Source organism: Nocardia sp. NPDC004718 (assembly GCF_053601535.1).
Window position 1 is genome coordinate 1 of the sequence record NZ_JBSGCA010000019.1, and the last position, 17,054, is coordinate 17,054.

14 protein-coding genes are annotated in these 17,054 nt (G+C 66.7%); 10 read left to right on the plus strand and 4 right to left on the minus strand.

The window, feature by feature from the left end; translation table 11 throughout:
• Positions 1-587: 587 nt before the first annotated feature.
• The gene (locus ACWEH3_RS16360; RefSeq protein WP_450022674.1) at positions 588-704 is read right to left on the minus strand and encodes a hypothetical protein; all 117 of its coding nucleotides are present in this window, start codon (positions 702-704) and stop codon (positions 588-590) included.
• 354 nt (positions 705-1,058) lie between these two features.
• Here ACWEH3_RS16360 and ACWEH3_RS16365 point away from each other — a divergent pair, with 354 nt between their 5' ends.
• Together ACWEH3_RS16365 and ctaD are read left to right on the plus strand one after the other, a co-directional pair.
• Positions 1,059-2,852: a thiamine pyrophosphate-requiring protein gene (locus ACWEH3_RS16365; protein WP_450022676.1), complete on the plus strand. Its 1,794-nt coding sequence runs from the start codon at positions 1,059-1,061 to the stop codon at positions 2,850-2,852.
• Between the two features lie 31 nt (positions 2,853-2,883).
• Positions 2,884-4,581: an aa3-type cytochrome oxidase subunit I gene (gene ctaD, locus ACWEH3_RS16370; RefSeq protein WP_450022678.1), complete on the plus strand. Its 1,698-nt coding sequence runs from the start codon at positions 2,884-2,886 to the stop codon at positions 4,579-4,581.
• A gap of 20 nt (positions 4,582-4,601) precedes the next feature.
• Here the strand turns inward: ctaD and ACWEH3_RS16375 are convergent, their stop codons facing one another.
• Entirely contained in the window at positions 4,602-6,038 is a 1,437-nt protein-coding gene (locus tag ACWEH3_RS16375; RefSeq protein WP_450022680.1) for a short-chain fatty acyl-CoA regulator family protein, read from the minus strand.
• Between the two features lie 154 nt (positions 6,039-6,192).
• On the opposite strand from ACWEH3_RS16375, the gene prpD reads away from it, so the two are divergent.
• From prpD to ACWEH3_RS16395, 4 genes are all read left to right on the plus strand, one after another.
• Positions 6,193-7,695, plus strand: a complete 1,503-nt coding sequence (gene prpD, locus ACWEH3_RS16380; protein WP_450022682.1) for a 2-methylcitrate dehydratase PrpD — start codon at positions 6,193-6,195, stop codon at positions 7,693-7,695.
• The gene (gene prpB / locus ACWEH3_RS16385; RefSeq protein WP_450022684.1) at positions 7,695-8,609 is read left to right on the plus strand and encodes a methylisocitrate lyase; all 915 of its coding nucleotides are present in this window, start codon (positions 7,695-7,697) and stop codon (positions 8,607-8,609) included. Before prpD ends, prpB begins: the two co-directional genes overlap by 1 nt.
• Positions 8,610-8,638: 29 nt before the next feature.
• Complete coding sequence (locus tag ACWEH3_RS16390) at positions 8,639-9,790, plus strand: bifunctional 2-methylcitrate synthase/citrate synthase (RefSeq protein WP_450022748.1); 1,152 nt, start codon at positions 8,639-8,641, stop codon at positions 9,788-9,790.
• A gap of 328 nt (positions 9,791-10,118) precedes the next feature.
• Complete coding sequence (locus tag ACWEH3_RS16395; protein ID WP_450022686.1) at positions 10,119-10,829, plus strand: DUF6069 family protein; 711 nt, start codon at positions 10,119-10,121, stop codon at positions 10,827-10,829.
• A gap of 216 nt (positions 10,830-11,045) precedes the next feature.
• Here the strand turns inward: ACWEH3_RS16395 and ACWEH3_RS16400 are convergent, their stop codons facing one another.
• A complete protein-coding gene (locus tag ACWEH3_RS16400; protein ID WP_450022688.1) occupies positions 11,046-11,942 on the minus strand; it encodes an SDR family oxidoreductase in 897 nt (298 codons plus the stop codon).
• Between the two features lie 133 nt (positions 11,943-12,075).
• Here ACWEH3_RS16400 and ACWEH3_RS16405 point away from each other — a divergent pair, with 133 nt between their 5' ends.
• The 4 genes from ACWEH3_RS16405 to ACWEH3_RS16420 all read left to right on the plus strand — a co-directional run bounded on the left by ACWEH3_RS16405 (position 12,076) and on the right by ACWEH3_RS16420 (position 15,432).
• Entirely contained in the window at positions 12,076-12,684 is a 609-nt protein-coding gene (locus tag ACWEH3_RS16405) for a TetR family transcriptional regulator (protein WP_450022690.1), read from the plus strand.
• Positions 12,685-12,967: 283 nt separating this feature from the next.
• Entirely contained in the window at positions 12,968-14,212 is a 1,245-nt protein-coding gene (locus ACWEH3_RS16410; RefSeq protein WP_450022692.1) for an erythromycin esterase family protein, read from the plus strand.
• The gene (locus ACWEH3_RS16415) at positions 14,212-14,556 is read left to right on the plus strand and encodes a hypothetical protein (RefSeq protein ID WP_450022694.1); all 345 of its coding nucleotides are present in this window, start codon (positions 14,212-14,214) and stop codon (positions 14,554-14,556) included. Before ACWEH3_RS16410 ends, ACWEH3_RS16415 begins: the two co-directional genes overlap by 1 nt.
• A gap of 33 nt (positions 14,557-14,589) precedes the next feature.
• Entirely contained in the window at positions 14,590-15,432 is an 843-nt protein-coding gene (locus tag ACWEH3_RS16420) for a dienelactone hydrolase family protein (RefSeq protein ID WP_450022696.1), read from the plus strand.
• A gap of 230 nt (positions 15,433-15,662) precedes the next feature.
• Here ACWEH3_RS16420 and ACWEH3_RS16425 read toward each other — a convergent pair whose 3' ends face one another.
• On the minus strand, positions 15,663-16,949 hold the full coding sequence (locus ACWEH3_RS16425) for a uracil-xanthine permease family protein (protein WP_450022750.1): 1,287 nt from the start codon (positions 16,947-16,949) through the stop codon (positions 15,663-15,665).
• Positions 16,950-17,054 lie beyond the last annotated feature (105 nt).

A 17,054-nucleotide genomic window follows, 5' to 3' on the forward strand; every position in this document is an offset into this window, starting at 1 on the left:
ACGTGTTGTGGGCACTGCTGCGCGACCAACGCGAGTTCACCCACGGCAACCCGGCCCCGGTTGCTGCTGCGGCTTGACATGGTCATTGAGAGTCCTCCGGTTCGCATGCGGGGCCGTTGTCGGGCCGGATCGAGATCGTGGCGGCGTACCTGGCGAGTGTCCATCTGTTCGGCGAGGTGGCAGTAGAGCAACCGGTAGCCAGCGGCGAAGGACCAAGGTCCCGCTCTCGCACCCGGGCGGGAGCCGCCTTTCCCGCGGCGACCGCTGCGGTGAAGTCGCGGAGCACGATGGTGCGTTCGAGCCTCGGCGATGGGTGATACATCCGTTGGCCTCGCGGAATCAGGGGCGGTGCCGGGGCAGACGGATACGGGCGCAACTGCGGGAAACGGGTAGCCGGCTACTCGCGTCGGCAGGTCGAAGAGAGCGAAGGCTCGACTGCATCCTCGGGAGCATGCCTGTCTCGGGGGAGGTGATCATGAGAAATGATTCGCGAGCATTCCTTGTCGCGGCGGCCGTAGCGGGACTGCTCGGTGGACGGGCGGATGACGAAAAGTATGGGCGTCAGGTGGTGTCGCCGCTCCCGGCATTCACCGGCCAGGCTGTGCTCTGTTGAGCCGGTCGAGGGCGATGCCCGGCTCGACCACGGCGGTGGCGGCGGCACGCTCCACCGACACCACACGCGTGCAGTATTCGCTCCAGTCCATGACGATCGCCGCGTTGCAGCATTGCCCGGCCGGGCTCGTGCCGCCACCACCGGCACGTCGTGCGCGTGGCAGACGGCGACCGCAGTAGCCGCGTCCTCCGGTGTGCGCGGCACGACCACCCCGAGGGGTTGCCTTCAACGGCCATTGGGAACGACCGGAAGCGCCGTGATGGCCGGGCAATTGAAGCGAACGCGCCATTTCGGGCACATTTCTCGACGACGGCAGGTGAGCATCGGAACAGACCAGAACACCGCGCGGATGCCCGTCCGGTCGGCGGTATGCCTCGGGTTGAGGGTTGCCGGCCGGGGTAATCGGCCCCGGAGACGACACCTCGAAGGCGGACAGGAGAACGACATGGCTGACCAGGTCGCCGACTATGTCTTGCGACGACTGCGTGAGTGGGGCGTGCAGCAGGTGTTCGGCTATCCGGGCGACGGCATCAACGGCTTGATCGCCGCGTTCGGGCGGGCCGGCAACAAGCCCGCCTTCATTCAGGCGCGCCACGAGGAGATGTCCGCGTTCCAGGCGGTGGGCTACGCGAAGTTCAGCGGCGAGGTCGGCGTCTGCACCGCCACGTCAGGTCCGGGAGCGATCCATCTGCTCAACGGCCTCTATGATGCGAAACTCGATCACGTGCCGGTCGTGGCGATCGTCGGGCAGACCGCGCGCAGCGCGATGGGCGGCAGCTATCAGCAGGAAGTCGATCTGCAGAGTCTGTTCAAGGATGTCGCGTCGGACTATCTGGTCGAGGTGAACGTTCCCGATCAATTGCCCAACGCGCTCGACCGCGCGTTCCGTGTCGCGACCACCCGCCGGGCCCCCACGGCGCTGATCATCCCCTCCGATCTGCAGGAGGAGCGCTATCAGCCGCCCGAGCACGCGTTCAAGCAAGTGCCCTCCAGCCCGCCCTCGGCACTGCATGCCACGGTCACCGCGGATCGCGCCGGCATCGAACGAGCCGCCGAGATCATCGACGCCGGGGCGCGGGTGGCGATCCTCGTCGGGCAAGGCGCCCGGGACGCGGCCGAGCAGGTGATGGAGCTGGCCGAGATCACCGGAGCCGGGGTGGCCAAAGCCCTGCTCGGCAAGGATGTGCTACCGGACGACCTGCCGTACGTGACCGGATCCATCGGCCTGCTCGGTACCCGGCCCAGCTATGAACTGATGCGCGACTGCGACACCCTGTTGATCATCGGATCGAATTTCCCCTATTCCCAGTTCCTTCCGGATTTCGGCCAGGCGCGTGCGGTGCAGATCGACATCGACGGCGCCATGATCGGCATGCGATACCCCACCGAGGTCAATCTCGTCGGTGATGCGAAAAGCACTCTCACCGAACTGCTTCCGCTGCTGAGCCGCAAGTCCGATCGCAGCTGGCGGACGACGATCGAATCCAACGTGCGGCGCTGGTGGGACACGATCGAACGCCAGTCGCTGCTGGACGCGAAGCCGGTCAATCCCATGCGGGTGGTGTGGGAACTGTCGCGGTGCATCCCGGAGGACGCCATCGTGACCGCGGACTCCGGGTCGTCCACCAACTGGTATGCCCGCTGTCTGCGGTTCCGCGGGCGGATGCGGGGTTCGTTGTCGGGGACGCTGGCCACCATGGGGCCCGGTGTGCCGTACGCGATCGGCGCGAAATTCGCCCACCCGGACCGGCCGGTGGTCGCTCTCGTCGGTGACGGCGCGATGCAGATGAACGGCGCGGCCGAATTGTTGACCATCAGCCGTTACCGCGAGCAGTGGCGCGATCCACGGCTGGTGGTGTGCGTGTTCCACAACAACGACCTGAACCAGGTCACGTGGGAGCTGCGCTCGATGGGGGGCGCGCCGAAATTCGAGGAATCGCAGTCGCTGCCGGAGGTCTCCTACGCCGAGCTCGCCCGTACGTACGGTCTGGGCGCCATCGCCGTGGACGACCCGAACGACCTCGCGCCTGCCTGGGAAGCGGCGCTGTCGGCCGAGCGGCCCACGGTGCTCGACGTCCGCTGCGATCCGGAGGTACCGCCGATCCCACCGCACGCCACCTGGGACCAGATGAAATCCACCGCCGAAGCGGTGCTGCGCGGCGACCCCGACGCCTGGCATCTCGTGGCACAAGGCGTGAAAGTCAAGGCCCAGGAATTCGTCCCCGGCCACCGCGGGTGAAGGTCTCGCCGGTAGCAGGTGAGGAGTATCGATGACTCAGGTGTCGTATCCACTCGGACCGCAGGTCACACCGACCAGGCCGTTTCCGGCGCGGACGGCTCCGAAGGGCTCGGTGTTGTGGCGGCTGGTCACCACGACGGACCCGAAGGTGCTCGGCATCATGTATCTCGTCGCCGCTACCGCCTTCTTCTTGCTCGGCGGTCTGATGGCGCTGCTCATGCGCGCGGAACTGGCACGGCCGGGCCTGCAGTTCCTCTCACCGGAGCAGTACAACCAGCTGTTCACCATCCACGGCACCGTCATGCTCCTGCTGTATGCGACTCCGACGGTGTTCGGATTCGCCAACGCGGTCCTTCCGTTGCAACTCGGAGCACCCGACGTGGCATTTCCACGGTTGAATGCCTTGAGCTTCTGGCTGTTCCTCTTCGGCGGAACGATGGTGGTCTCCGGATTCGTGACACCCGGCGGCGCGGCTGATTTCGGTTGGACTGCGTATACGCCACTGAGCGATATCATCCATGCGCCCGGCGCCGGAGCCGACCTGTGGATCATGGGCTTGGTCGTATCCGGTTTGGGCACCATTCTCGGCGCGGTGAACATGATCACCACCATCGTCTGCCTGCGCGCGCCCGGCATGACGATGTTCCGCATGTCCATGTTCGGGTGGAACATCCTGGTGACCAGCGTGCTGGTGTTGCTCGCGTTCCCGATTCTCACCGCCGCCTTGATGGCGCTGGCCTACGACCGGCATCTCGGCGGGCACATCTACGACACGGCTACCGGTGGCGTCCTGCTCTGGCAGCATCTGTTCTGGTTCTTCGGGCACCCCGAGGTCTACATCGTGGCACTGCCGTTCTTCGGGATCATCAGCGAGATCCTGCCGGTATTCAGCCGCAAACCCCTGTTCGGCTATGGACCTCTGGTGTACGCCACCATCTCGATCGGAGTGCTGTCGGCAGCGGTATGGGCACATCACATGTTCGCGACCGGGGCGGTGCTGATGCCCTTCTTCTCGATGATGACCTTCCTGATCGCGGTGCCGACCGGGGTCAAATTCTTCAACTGGATCGGCACCATGTGGAAGGGGAACCTGACTTTCGAGACCCCGATGCTGTTTGCCGTCGGCTTCATCGTCACTTTCTTGTTCGGCGGACTGTCCGGCGTCATCCTCGCCAGCCCGCCACTGGACTGGCAGATTCACGACACCTATTTCGTCGTAGCCCACTTCCACTACGTGTTGTTCGGCACGATCGTCTTCGCCACTTTCGGCGGAATCTACTTCTGGTTCCCCAAGATGACCGGGCGCTACATGGACGAACGCCTGGGCAGGCTGCATTTCTGGACGACATTCGTCGGCTTCCACACGACCTTTTTGGTCCAGCACTGGCTGGGCGCCGAAGGTATGCCCCGCCGGTACGCCGACTATCTGCCGACCGACGGCTTCACGGCGCTGAACGCCATCTCGACCATCGGATCGTTCATTCTGGGCGTCTCGATGGTCACGTTCGTATGGAACGCGTTCCGCAGCTACCGCTACGGCGAGGTCGTCACCGTGGACGACGCCTGGGGCGCGGGAAATTCACTCGAATGGGCCACGACCTGCCCGCCTCCCCGGCACAACTTCTACGAACTCCCCCGTATCCGATCCGAACGCCCGGCCTTCGAACTCCACTATCCGCACATGCGCGAACGGATGCGCGCCGAATTGCACGTCGGCTGGGGCTCGTAGGTGGCACGGAGCCGGTGTGATCACCGCGGTTCGTCGCGATGGTCGGCCGGCGTGTACGGGATATTCGCGGCGCGGTTCTCGTCGACCCGGATCGCGCGCCCGAGCTGCGGGAAGGCGCGCTGGGCGCAGTCGGGGCGTTCGCAGATCTTGCAGCCCGCGCCGATGGGCACCGCGGAGGTGTCGTCGTGGATCGGCAGGCCGTGGGAGTAGACGAGCTTGTCGGCGTAGGCCAGATCGCATCCCAGCCCGATCGCGAAATCCCTTCTGGGAGAGAGATATCCGGGGGTGCTCTCGTCGGTGGTTCGGGCCAGCCAGAGGTATTTGCGTCCGTCGGGCATCTCGGCGATCTGGGTACGGATCCGACCGGGTGTGGTGAAGGCTTCGTGGACGACCCACAGCGGGCAGCTGCCGCCGACCCGGGAGAAATGGAACGCGGTCGCGGATTGGCGTTTGGAGATGTTGCCCGCGCGGTCGGTGCGTACGAAGAAGAACGGGACTCCGCGCCGTCCAGGGCGTTGCAGTGTGGACAGGCGGTGGCAGACGGTCTCGAAGCCGACCTCGAACATCGCCGACAGCAGATCGACGTCGTAGCGCAGCTCTTCGGCGGCGTCCCGGAACCGGGTGTAGGGCAGGATCAGCGCCCCGGCGAAGTAGTTCGCCAACCCCACCCGCAGGAGCTCGCGCGATTCGGCCGCCATCGACTCCACCCTCGCGGTCAACGCATCGATGGTCGCGGTCTGGGTGAGAAATGCCAGCTGTGTGGCGAGTTGAAAGGCGCGCTGACCGGCGGAGAGCCTGCGGGCGAGCATGATACGGCCTGCTTCGGGGTCGTAGACGCGTTTGGGGCCGGGGCGGTGTGGGTCGTCGGATCTGATCGCGACCGTGATGCCGTGCTGCTCGCGCAGGAGTTTGCTCAGTTGCAGGTCGAGGCCGCCGATGCACAGACCGTGGCCGGTGAAGAGTTGTTCGGCGGCCTGGTCGAGTTCGGGGATGTGGTTGCGGTGGTCGTAGAAGAAATCGCGCACGTCCTCGTACGGCATGGCACGACCGGGGTCGGCCGCGGGGCGTTCGATGCCCGCGGAGAATCGTTCGAGTTGTTCGGTCGCGCCACGCAGACGCCGGTGCAGGCTCAGCAAGACGCGGGCGGCGGCGGGCACCCGGGAGACCAGGTCGTCGAGTTCGGCGGTGGACACCGTCGCGCCGTCGGGATCGTCGGCGAAGACGTCGTGCAGGTCGGCCAGCAGTCGCGCGTCGGTGTCGGCGGCGAAGAACCCCATGTCGAGATCGAAGGTGGAATTCAGGCGTAGCAGCACCGGCACCGTCAGGGGCCGCTGATCGTTCTCCAGCTGGTTGACGTAGCTGACCGACAGCGCGAGCGCCTTCGCCAGGCCGGATTGCGACAAGCCGCGTTGCTCGCGCAGTGCACGCAGCCGTCCGCCCGCATACATCTTCTGCATGCTCGCGAATGTAGCACCACGAGATTTCGCAATTTCCACAAATTTGCTGATTGCGGTACGCAAAATTCGGCATTGGTAACGGATTTCCCGGTTGCGTGAGCGTGTGTAACGTGCGAAAAGCAACCCGGAAATCGATGATCTGGAGGCTTCCGTCGTGAAAGACCACCTCGTCCGCACGCGCCGCTCCGCTGAGCACTTCCCCCGCGAGGAGCACCTCGCGTGGCGGATCGCCGAGGTTGCCGCGGACCCGGTGGCGGTCGCTCCGGAGACCGAGGAGATGATCGTCAACCGGATCGTCGACAACGCGGCGGTCGCGGCGGCGTCGGTGACGCGTCGTCCGGTGGCCAACGCGCGCGCCCAGGCGCTGGCGCACCCGTACCAGCCGGGCGCGACCGTCTTCGGCGTCGACGGCCGATGCTCGCCGGAGTGGGCGGCCTGGGCGAACGGCGTGGCCGTGCGCGAACTGGATTTCCACGACACGTTCTTGGCCGCGGAGTACTCCCACCCCGGCGACAACATCCCGTCGATCCTGGCGGTAGCCCAGCATGCCGGACGCGGCGGGCGGGATCTGATCCGCGGGTTGGCGACCGGATACGAGATCCATGTGGACCTGGTGCGGGCGATCTGCCTGCACGAGCACAAGATCGACCACGTCGCCCACCTCGGCCCGTCCGCCGCCGCCGGTATCGGCACGCTGCTCGGCCTGGACACCGAGACCATCTATCAAGCCATCGGTCAGGCACTGCACACCACCACCGCCACCCGGCAATCGCGCAAGGGAGAAATCTCCAGTTGGAAGGCCTACGCACCCGCTTTCGCCGGGAAGATGGCGGTGGAAGCGGTCGATCGTGCCCTGCGCGGTGAAGGCGCGCCGTCGCCGATCTGGGAAGGGGAGGACGGCGTCATCGCCTGGCTGCTGGGCGGCCCCGACAAGGAATATCCGGTGCCGCTGCCCGGCCCGGGTGAACCCAAGCGCGGCATCCTCGATACCTACACCAAGGAGCACTCCGCCGAATACCAGAGCCAGGCGCCGATCGACCTGGCGCGCCGGTTGCGTGAGCGGATCGGCGACCTGGACCGGATCGCCTCGATCGTGCTCTACACCAGCCACCACACGCACGTGGTGATCGGCACCGGATCGGGCGATCCGCAGAAGTTCGACCCGACGGCGTCCCGCGAAACCCTCGATCACTCCGTCATGTACATCTTCGCCGTCGCCCTGCAGGACGGCACCTGGCACCACGAGCGCTCCTACGCGCCCGAACGTGCGCGGCGGCCCGACACCGTCGAGTTGTGGCGCAAGATCTCGACCGCCGAGGACCCGGAGTGGACCCGGCGCTATCACTCCACCGATCCGAACGAGAAGGCGTTCGGCGCCCGTGCCGAGGTCACGCTGAAGAGCGGCGAGGTGATCGTCGACGAACTCGCGGTCGCCGACGCGCACCCGCTCGGCGCGCGGCCGTTCACCCGCGACCAGTACATCGCCAAGTTCCGGATGCTGGCCGAGGGCGTGATCGACGCGGGCGAGCAGGACCGCTTCCTCGACGTGGCCCAGCGCACCCCGCAGCTGTCCGCCGAGGAACTGGGTCAGTTGAACTTCACCGTCTCCGACGAGGTACTCGCGCGGGCGCCGAAATCGCCGAAGGGACTGTTCTGATGACCGGTCTGCTGGCCGCGGCCACGCCGGCCGCCGACAAACGCGCCGCGTTCCGCGCTGGCCTGGCCTCCGGAACGATCCAGCGTTTCCCGGGTGCGTTCAATCCGCTGGTGACCAAGCTGATTCAAGAAATCGGCTTCGAAGGCGTGTATGTCTCCGGCGCCGTGGTCTCGGCCGATCTGGCGCTGCCGGATATCGGGCTCACCACCTCGACCGAGGTAGCGCAGCGCGGTCGGCAGATCGCGCGCGTGACCGATCTGCCGGTGCTCATCGATGCCGACACCGGCTTCGGCGAGCCGATGAGCGCCGCGCGCACGGTCTCGCTGCTGGAAGACGCCGGAATCGCGGGCTGCCACCTCGAGGATCAGGTGAATCCGAAACGGTGCGGTCATCTCGACGGCAAGGCTGTGGTGCCGGTCGAGGAGATGGTGCGCAGGCTCCGGGCGGCGGTGTCCGCCCGGCGGGATCCGAATTTCGTGCTCTGCGCGCGCACCGACGCCGCCGGGATCGAAGGCATCGACGCCGCGATCGATCGGGCCGGGGCCTACGCCGAGGCGGGCGCGGATCTGATCTTCACCGAGGCGTTGCGCACCGTCGCGGATTTCGAGAAGTTCCGGGCCGCGGTGCCGATGCCATTGCTGGCGAATATGACCGAGTTCGGTAAGTCCGAACTCATCCCGGCGGCGACACTGGAGCGGATCGGCTACAACGCGGTGATCTACCCGGTGTCCACCCTGCGGTTGGCGATGTTCGCTGCCGAAGCCGGGTTGCGGGAGATCTTCGAGCAGGGCACGCAATCGGGCTTGCTCGATCGAATGCAGCCCCGCTCTCGCCTGTACGAGCTTCTCCAATACGAGCGATACAACGAATTCGATTCCGGCATCTTCGATTTCACTCTGGGAAGGAACCAGTGATGAACACCGCATCATCGCGAAGCCATTCGATGGGGGGCGGTGGCCGGGCGACGGGTGGGCCGCAGACCGCGGTACCGACCATATCCAAAGGCCTGGCAGGCGTCGTCGTCGACACCACGGCCATCTCGAAGGTGGTGCCGGAAACCAACTCTCTGACCTACCGTGGTTACGCCGTGCAGGATCTGGCCGCACACTGCGGTTTCGAGCAAGTGGCGTATCTGCTCTGGTACGGCGAGTTGCCCTCGGACGCCGAACTGGAGCGGTTCCAGCAGCGAGAACGCGCGTCCCGCCGGGCCGACCGGTCACTGCTGTCGCTGGTGGCCAAGTTGCCCGACACCTGCCACCCGATGGATGTGGTCCGCACCGCCATCAGTTACCTCGGCGCGGAAGACCCGGCCGAAGACGACAATTCGGCGAATGCCAACCGCGCCAAAGCGCTTCGCATGTTCGCGGTGCTGCCGACCATCGTCGCGGCCGACCATCGCCGTCGCCACGGCCTGGACCCGATCGCACCGCATTCCCACCTGGGGTACGCGGAGAACTTCCTGAACATGTGCTTCGGGACCATCCCGTCGCGCGAGCTGGTGGACGCGTTCGAAGTGTCGTTGATCCTCTACGCCGAGCACAGCTTCAATGCCTCCACCTTCGCCGCCCGCGTCGTCACCTCCACGCAGTCGGACATATACAGCGCCGTCACCGCCGCCATCGGCGCGTTGAAAGGGCCCCTGCACGGCGGCGCGAACGAAGCCGTCATGCACGACATGCTGGAGATCGACGACCCCGCGCTGGCCCAGGGATGGTTGCGTAACAAGCTGGCCCGCAAGGAGAAGGTGATGGGCTTCGGCCACCGCGTCTACAAGAACGGTGACTCCCGTGTCCCCACCATGAAGAAAGCTTTCCTGGATATCGCCGCGGCGACCGACGGCCAGAAGTGGGTGCGTATATACGAGGTCCTCGAGCGCACCATGCGCGAGGCCACCGGCATCGAACCGAATCTCGACTTCCCGACCGGCCCCGCCTACTACCTGCTCGGTTTCGATATCGAGGTGTTCACCCCGATCTTCGTGATGAGCCGCATCACCGGCTGGACCGCCCACATCATCGAGCAGGGCGAATCGAACGCGTTGATCCGGCCGCTGAGCGAATACGTCGGCGTCCCGCAACGGACGGTCGTCGCCTGAACTTTCCGCACTGCGGATCGTGCTGGGGTGCGATCGGCCGGGAACCGGCAAGCATCGGCGGCCATGATCTTTCGCCGACTCTCGGTAGCGGGCGGGGCGCTCGAACTCGCCCAGGCCCGTGGCGTATCACCGCGCGGCGCCGCCCGCTACGGCGATCCTCAGGCCCCCCATCGAGTCCGCACGTAACCGATCTCCGCCATGGCGGCGCCGGCCTGCCTGTGGCGAGTGGGCTTAACGGAATTGGGTAGGGGGCAGCGGCCCTTGCAGTCCCGCCCTACACTCGACGCACACGCAAGCTCTCCACGGAGGTGATCGGCGGTTGAATCCCATGAATCCGCGCGACCAGCACACCGCACGTTATGAAGCCGGTTATCAGCCGGGCGATTACCGTGATCCCGGGTACGGCCAGGATCCCGGAAACGGCAGGTCCTCCGGGTATGGCCAGGATCGCGGGTACAGCCAGGCTTCGGGGTACGGCCAGGAACGCGGGTACGCCCAGGAACACGGATACGGCCAGGATCACAGATACGACCAGGCGTCCGGATACGGCCAGGACCAGGGACAGGGCGCATATCAGCTCTCCGAACGCCCCGAGAGGCAACCTCGGTCGCGGCAGGAGCCGGACGTCAATATCGGCATGTTCGTCGGCGGTGTGATCGCCGCGGCGGTGGTGACCGCGCTCGCGGCGTGGTTGTGCGCCTGGATCATCGAGATCATCGCCACCCGGGTGAGCGAGAGCGGCAAGTTCGGGGTGTGGAACCCGATGGCCCAGGACGCGTACTGGTTCGCCGTGGTGGCATTCATCTGTGCGCTGTTGGGCGGGGTGCTGTGGTATCTGCTGCGCCTGGGCACTCCGTCGCCGGAGTTGTTCTTCGGCTGGATCGTGGGCATTCTGACCGCCGCGGCGGTGATCATTCCTCTGGCACTGTCCAGCGACCTCTGGGTCGGCATCTCCACCGGGATCGAACATTTGGTGATCGGGCTTCCGATCCTCAGCCTCGTGCGCATGGTGGGCGCCAAGAGCATCGTGCCCCGGTGATCGACCCTGCGCAGTGCTCGAACGCGCGCTGCCGGAGCCGGATGTCCATCCTCGCTCGGGGGTGGCCGTGGCATCGGAGGTTTCCCTTCATCGGGATGCGCGAAAACTGTTGCAGATCGCCACAGGGGGTGCTGGGTCGGGGAGGCTACCGGTGACCATGGGGGAAGGCTCGCCAGTGGAACCGCCCCGGCGACGGCATGAACTTGTGGCGGCCGATCAGTGCGCCGTGTAGGCGCCGGCGTCGAGGTCCTCGATGAGGGTCGGTCCGGTAGGTGTCCAGCCCAGCAGCTCTCGCGTCGCCTCGCTGGTTGCCGAGAGCTCCATCGCGAAGAACGCGCCGATCCACCCGAAATGACCTTGGATGTCCGCAGGGGCGATGGAGGTCACGGGCAGGTCCAGTGCTCGGCCGATCGCCTCGGCGATCACGCGGCTCGGCACGCCCTCTTCGGCGACGGCGTGCAGGCGAGCTCCCGCCGGGGCTTTGCCGAGGCCGAGCGTGACCAGTCGGGCGGCGTCGGATCGATGGACCGCGGCCCACTGGTTGGCGCCGTCGCCGGGATAGCCGGAGACGCCGGTCCGGCGGGCGATCGCGGCGAGGGTCGCGATGAAACCGTGGTCGCCGGCGCCGTGCACGGTCGGCGCGAAACGCAGGCTCACGGTGTGCACGTCGCGGTCGACGTACTCGAGCGCCAAGTTCTCGCTTCCTCCGCGCGGCGAGTCGGGGCCGTGGAACCGAGACGGGTCGGCCTCCGTCGCGGGCCTGTCCTGGCTGAGGGCGGCGACGCCCGACGCGAGCAGGAAGGGGCGGCCGGTGCCGGCGAGCGCGTCGCCGATGGTCTGAACGGCGGCTCGCTCGGCCGCGTTGGATGCGGCGAGGTCGGACCAATCGTGTTTGTTCGCCAGATGAATGACCGCGTCGGCCGCCTCGGCTCCGGAGCGGATGCTGTCGAGGTCGTCCAGGTCGCCGCGGCGGACCTGGGCGCCTTTCGCCTCGAGGGCTGCGGCGGATCCGTCGGATCTGGCCAGTCCGGTGACCTCATGGCCATCGGCGAGCAGGTCGGCGACGGTGGCGGAGCCGATCCATCCAGAGGCTCCGGTGACGAAAACATGCATGACGTGAACTCCTTCGTCCACTCCGCCGCCGAGCGGGGAGTGATCTGCACGAGGTGATGTCTGTGACTGACGTCAGTCACAGACATCACCCTACTCCTTCATGTCAGTAGCTGTCATCACTACACTTGGCGACATGGCACGTTGGGAACCTGGGGCTGCGGAGCGGCTGCGGCACGCCGCGCTCGAACTGTTCGCCACCCGGGGCTTCGAGCAGACCACCGCCACGGAGATCGCCCAGGCCGCCGGTCTGACCGAACGCACGTTCTTCCGTCACTTCAGTGACAAGCGAGAGGTTCTCTTCCGCGGACAGGGCTTACTGGTCGAAGCGTTCGTCACCGGCGTGGCCGCCGCACCCCAGGACGCGTCCGCGATCGACATCGCCGCCTCCGCGCTGCAGTCCGTAGCGTCGTTCTTTCCCGACGAACGCCGGTCGGACTCCCGGACGCGACAATTCGTGATCGATCAGAACCCCGCACTACAGGAACGCGAGCGGCACAAGCTCGCAGGTCTCGCCACGACGGTCGCCGACGCCCTGCGCGCGCGAGGCGTCGACGACCTCGCGGCGAGGCTGGCGGCGGAGTCTTGCATCACGGTGTTCGGGATCGCTTTCACGCAATGGATTCGCGAAGACGAGCGGCGGTCGTTCGCCGAGATCGGAGCCGATGTGTTCGGCGAGTTGCTGACCCTCACCGGAAAATCGACAGCGCATCGTGCGACGCCCGCGGATCGCGCCGCCGGGTAATCCTGAGAAGCTGTCGACGCCCGCCATCGGTCATGACGCCGATCCTCGGCTCGGCTCACGCGATCGGCCCTTCCTGCGCTCCGGCGCGGCCCACGTCATCACGGCGCGTTGGTCGCGGTAGACAGGAGACGGACGGATCGGTGACCGCGATTCGGCAATTGACATCCGCTCCATCCCGAAAGTACCTTTGCGATCAAAGGTAAATGTCTTTGATCGCAAAGGTATTTTTCGATAGCGCTCCGCCGCGCCAGGTCCGGCGGGCCCGTTCGCCGAGGAGAAGGTCATGTCGGATGAGACGCACGACTCCGCGCACGTGACGCGCTGGATCCGCGACTGCGCCCGCCCCCTCGCGACGATCGACGCCGATGGGTCGCTCATGGACTTGGCGGCGTTGGCCGACCGGGCTGACGGCACGGTCGTCGTCGGAGTCGGCGCGACGACCCGCGCGGGGCACGAACTGTCCGTGACCGCACACCGGATATTGCGACTGTTCGTGGAAACGCTAGGTTTTCGGGCGCTCGCCCTGCTCGATGACGAATCCGTCGTGGCGGCCATGGACGAATACGCGCGGACGGGTGCCGGGGACGTCCGGGCAATTCTGGGCGATGCGTGGGTGCCGTGGCGCACCGCCGAGACAATCGCGGTTCTGGAGTGGGCGCGCGAGTTCAATCGTGCGCATCCGCACGATCCGGTACGCCTGTTCGGCCTGGCGCCCGAGGCCGCCAAACCTGCGCACTACGAGCGCGTGACACGGTTCGTGGAAAGAGTGGCGCCGCAGAGGATCACCGATCTCAGATCGCACTACGACCCGATTGTGACAGCCCATCGGCTGGGAGAGCACATACAGCGCGCGAACGGCACCCACCCCGGGCGCCCGTTCGCCGACCACGCCGGAGACGCGCTGACGCTGGTCGAGTCGTTGCCGGGCGCCGCCGACACGCCCGAAGTCTTGGACGCGGCTCGCCTCATCGTGCGGTACCACGAGAACAGCACCGCCTCGGGCCGCCGTGACTTCGCCGCCGAATCCGTCGATGCCGCTCGCCGCATCGTGGACTGGCGCGACCGCACCGGGCACCGGATCGTGTACTGGGAAGGAGTGTCCAACACCGCCGTCGCGCGAGAGCTCACCGTTGCCGCTATGGCACAACGGTTTCCGAGCACGGGATCTCTGCTCCGTGACCGCTTCGGAACCGGCTATCTGTCGGTCGCGCTCACCTTTCATCACGGCAACCTCCGCTCCGACCTGGCTGTGCCCGCTCCGGCGGAGGGCTTCGCCGACACTGTGCTCGACCAACCCGAACTCGGCAATTACCTGCTCGATCTGCGGACCGCACCCGCGGGCGCGGTTCGGCAATGGCTGCATCGGCCCGCGAAGCTCCGCCTCATCATCGGGACCTACCACCCTGACCGCGACGTCGATCATCACATCGCCGGTGCCGGACTGGGCGACTGGTTCGACGTCGTCCTGCACATCCGGACCATCACCCCGACGCACTCGCTCGCGACAGCCGTGCCGCGGGTGCGCTGATGTTCGGCGAACTCCAGCTTCTGGACAGTGCGGGCGGAACCATCGGTCGGCGGCATCCGGCCGCCGACACCTTCGAGCCGATGGCACGCCTGCTCGACGGCGCCACCCGGGTTCGGCGGATCACCGTCACCGATCGTCCCGACTTGTACTTGTTCGAAGTCGAGCGGAATCACGGTACTCCGGCGCTGGTCGTCTGGGAGCGGCGCGGCATTGCCGATCAGGGGGAGTGCTTCGGTCTCGGTCTCGTCGACGCCGCTGTTCATCGACGGCGCTGTCGAGGGACAGCGGTGACTCCGGGCGCATCGGGGAACATTTTTCCTATAACCGGCGAGTCCGGCCGGTAGATAGTGAGGGCCCGTTCACGAGAAGGGCTACACATGAGCGACGACGATCTTCACGACTTCGAGCACGATTCGTTCACCTACGACGGCAAGACCCGCGCACTTTTCCGCCAAGGCGCCGGTCCCGCCGTAATCGTCATGGCGGAATTCCCGGGCATCTCACCCGAGGTGTTCGACTTCGCCCGCCGCGTCGCGGGTTTGGGGTGCACGGCGGTGGTGCCGCACCTGTACGGCAATCCGGGTCGTGACCCCAGCCCCGCCGCGCACGGGCTGGTCTCCGCGTTGGCGAACGTCGCCGGTCAGCTCGGGCCGATCTGCGTCAGCCGGGAGTTCGTGGTGCTGGCCACCGGCCGCACCTCACCGGTCGTGCACTGGCTGCGGGCGCTGGCCGAACACGAGCACCGCCGCTGCGGCGGGCCGGGTGTCGGTGCCGTCGGGATGTGCTTCACCGGTGGATTCGCCCTCGCCATGGCGGTCGACGACCGTCTGATCGCGCCCGTGCTGTCCCAGCCGGGGTTGCCGTTGGGTTTCACCTCGCGACAGAAATACTCCATCGACCTGTCCGCTTCGGACCTCGCCCGCGTCAAACGACGTTGCGCCGACGGACTTTCGGTCATGGGCCTGCGATTCTGCGGGGATCGACGTTCTCCGGCCGAACGATTCGACTTCCTGCGCGACCAACTCGGCGAGGCGTTCATCGCGATCGAACTCGACGACGCCGCCGCCAACCCGGACGCCGTGCTCGATCCGCACTCGGTCCTGACCGAACACCTCATCGACGAACCGGGCCAACCTACCCAGGCCGCCCTCCACCGAGTACTGGATTTCCTCGGCAGTCGACTCCTGGCGGATCACCAGCCGATCGGTGAGCGCCCTTAGCGACGATTCCTGCCGTCCCGCGAGGTCGATACGGCTCCGCACCGCCTTCGGCGCGGGCCAGTGTCGATCGGACCGCATCGATGACTTCCGAATCGAAAGGAAAATCATCTGTAGCGGAACTGAAGACGGCGGCACCGGTCCCTGCGCTACCTGACCTACGGCGCGGCGCCGATGTCGACCGAGAAACTCCGCGCCGGAATCGAGCGGCTGTTGCCCGCAATCACCGACGGTCACCGATCCGTCGGTTCCACCGGCTTCCTCACCCCGTGGGCGTTGTCAGGGACGACCGTCCCGCGCCATCCCCCGATGAGCCGCATGGCGTGGTAGATCACCAGCGCGGCGACGGCGCCCAGCGTGATGCCGCCGAAGTCGAGTTCGCCTATTGCCCATGTGAAGTCGGCGATGCCGATGACCAGCGGGATGGCCGCGGTGAACTGGTTGATCGGCTTGCCGAAGTCCACGCGGTTGCTCACCCAGATGTGCACGCCGAGGATTCCGACCAAGCCGTAGAGTGCCGTCGTCACGCCACCGAGCACCCCGGCCGGGATGGCGGCGATCACGGCTCCCACCTTCGGTGACAGGCTGAGCGCGATCGCCGCGGCGCCGGCCACCCAGTACGCGGCGGTGGAGTACACCTTCGTCGCGGCCATCACGCCGATATTCTCCGCGTACGTGGTGGTCGCCGAACCGCCGCCGCTGCCTGCCAGTACGGTCGCCAGGCCGTCGGCCGCCAGCGCGCGGCCCATGCGCCGGTCGTAGTCGATACCGGTCATCGTGGTGATCGACTTGACGTGCCCGATGTTCTCGACCACGAGCACCAGGACCACCGGCACGAACATCGGGATTACCGAGAGGTGGAAGCTCGGTGCGTGGAAGTCGGGCAGGCCGACCCAGGAGGCCTTCCCGATCCCCGCGGTGTCGACCTCGCCGCGGGCGAGCGCGAGCAGATAGCCGAGCACGACACTGGTGACGATCGCCAGCCGGCCGAGCAACCCGCGAAAGAGCACCAGACACAGGATCAGCAGGATGAGCACGACCGTCGCGGTGATCGCGTCCTTCTCGAAATTGGTCTTGGCGGTCGGCGCCAGGTTCAGCCCGATCAGGGCGACGATGGTGCCGGTGACGACCGGCGGCATCAGCGCTTCGATCCAGTGGGTGCCGGCGAAGTGCACCACCGCGCCGATGACGATCAGTACGACGCCCACCACGACGATCCCGCCCAGCGCCGCACCCATTCCGTCGGAGGCGGTGGCCGCCAGGACCGGAGCGATGATCGCGAAACTCGAACCCAGATAGCTCGGCAGCCGGTTGCGGGTGATCACCAGGAACAGCAGGGTGCCGACCCCGGAGAACAGCAGCGTCGTCGACGGTGGGAAACCGGTGAGGACCGGCACCAGGAAGGTGGCGCCGAACATCGCCACCACATGCTGCAATCCGATCCCGATGGTGCGCGGCCAGGTCAATCGCTCGCCGGGCGCGATCACAGCGCCGGTGGCGACCGGAGTCCACCGGAACATCGATCCGGTTCGCGATTCGGGCGTCGTCATGGGAGCAGTGTGCGGCATCAACGGCCGGCGCGCTGTGCCGGGCTCATCGGCCGAGATGTCGCGTGCACCGTCCGG

Excerpts from the sequence above, each read along its gene's own strand:
- ACWEH3_RS16360 (WP_450022674.1), bottom strand. The coding sequence starts at position 704 with ATGGACTGGAGCGAATACTGCACGCGTGTGGTGTCGGTGGAGCGTGCC.
- ACWEH3_RS16365 (WP_450022676.1), top strand. The coding sequence starts at position 1,059 with ATGGCTGACCAGGTCGCCGACTATGTCTTGCGACGACTGCGTGAGTGG.
- ctaD (WP_450022678.1), top strand. The coding sequence starts at position 2,884 with ATGACTCAGGTGTCGTATCCACTCGGACCGCAGGTCACACCGACCAGG.
- ACWEH3_RS16375 (WP_450022680.1), bottom strand. The coding sequence starts at position 6,038 with ATGCAGAAGATGTATGCGGGCGGACGGCTGCGTGCACTGCGCGAGCAA.
- prpB (WP_450022684.1), top strand. The coding sequence starts at position 7,695 with ATGACCGGTCTGCTGGCCGCGGCCACGCCGGCCGCCGACAAACGCGCC.
- ACWEH3_RS16390 (WP_450022748.1), top strand. The coding sequence starts at position 8,639 with ATGGGGGGCGGTGGCCGGGCGACGGGTGGGCCGCAGACCGCGGTACCG.
- ACWEH3_RS16395 (WP_450022686.1), top strand. The coding sequence starts at position 10,119 with ATGAATCCGCGCGACCAGCACACCGCACGTTATGAAGCCGGTTATCAG.
- ACWEH3_RS16400 (WP_450022688.1), bottom strand. The coding sequence starts at position 11,942 with ATGCATGTTTTCGTCACCGGAGCCTCTGGATGGATCGGCTCCGCCACC.
- ACWEH3_RS16405 (WP_450022690.1), top strand. The coding sequence starts at position 12,076 with ATGGCACGTTGGGAACCTGGGGCTGCGGAGCGGCTGCGGCACGCCGCG.
- ACWEH3_RS16410 (WP_450022692.1), top strand. The coding sequence starts at position 12,968 with ATGTCGGATGAGACGCACGACTCCGCGCACGTGACGCGCTGGATCCGC.
- ACWEH3_RS16415 (WP_450022694.1), top strand. The coding sequence starts at position 14,212 with ATGTTCGGCGAACTCCAGCTTCTGGACAGTGCGGGCGGAACCATCGGT.
- ACWEH3_RS16420 (WP_450022696.1), top strand. The coding sequence starts at position 14,590 with ATGAGCGACGACGATCTTCACGACTTCGAGCACGATTCGTTCACCTAC.
- ACWEH3_RS16425 (WP_450022750.1), bottom strand. The coding sequence starts at position 16,949 with ATGTTCCGGTGGACTCCGGTCGCCACCGGCGCTGTGATCGCGCCCGGC.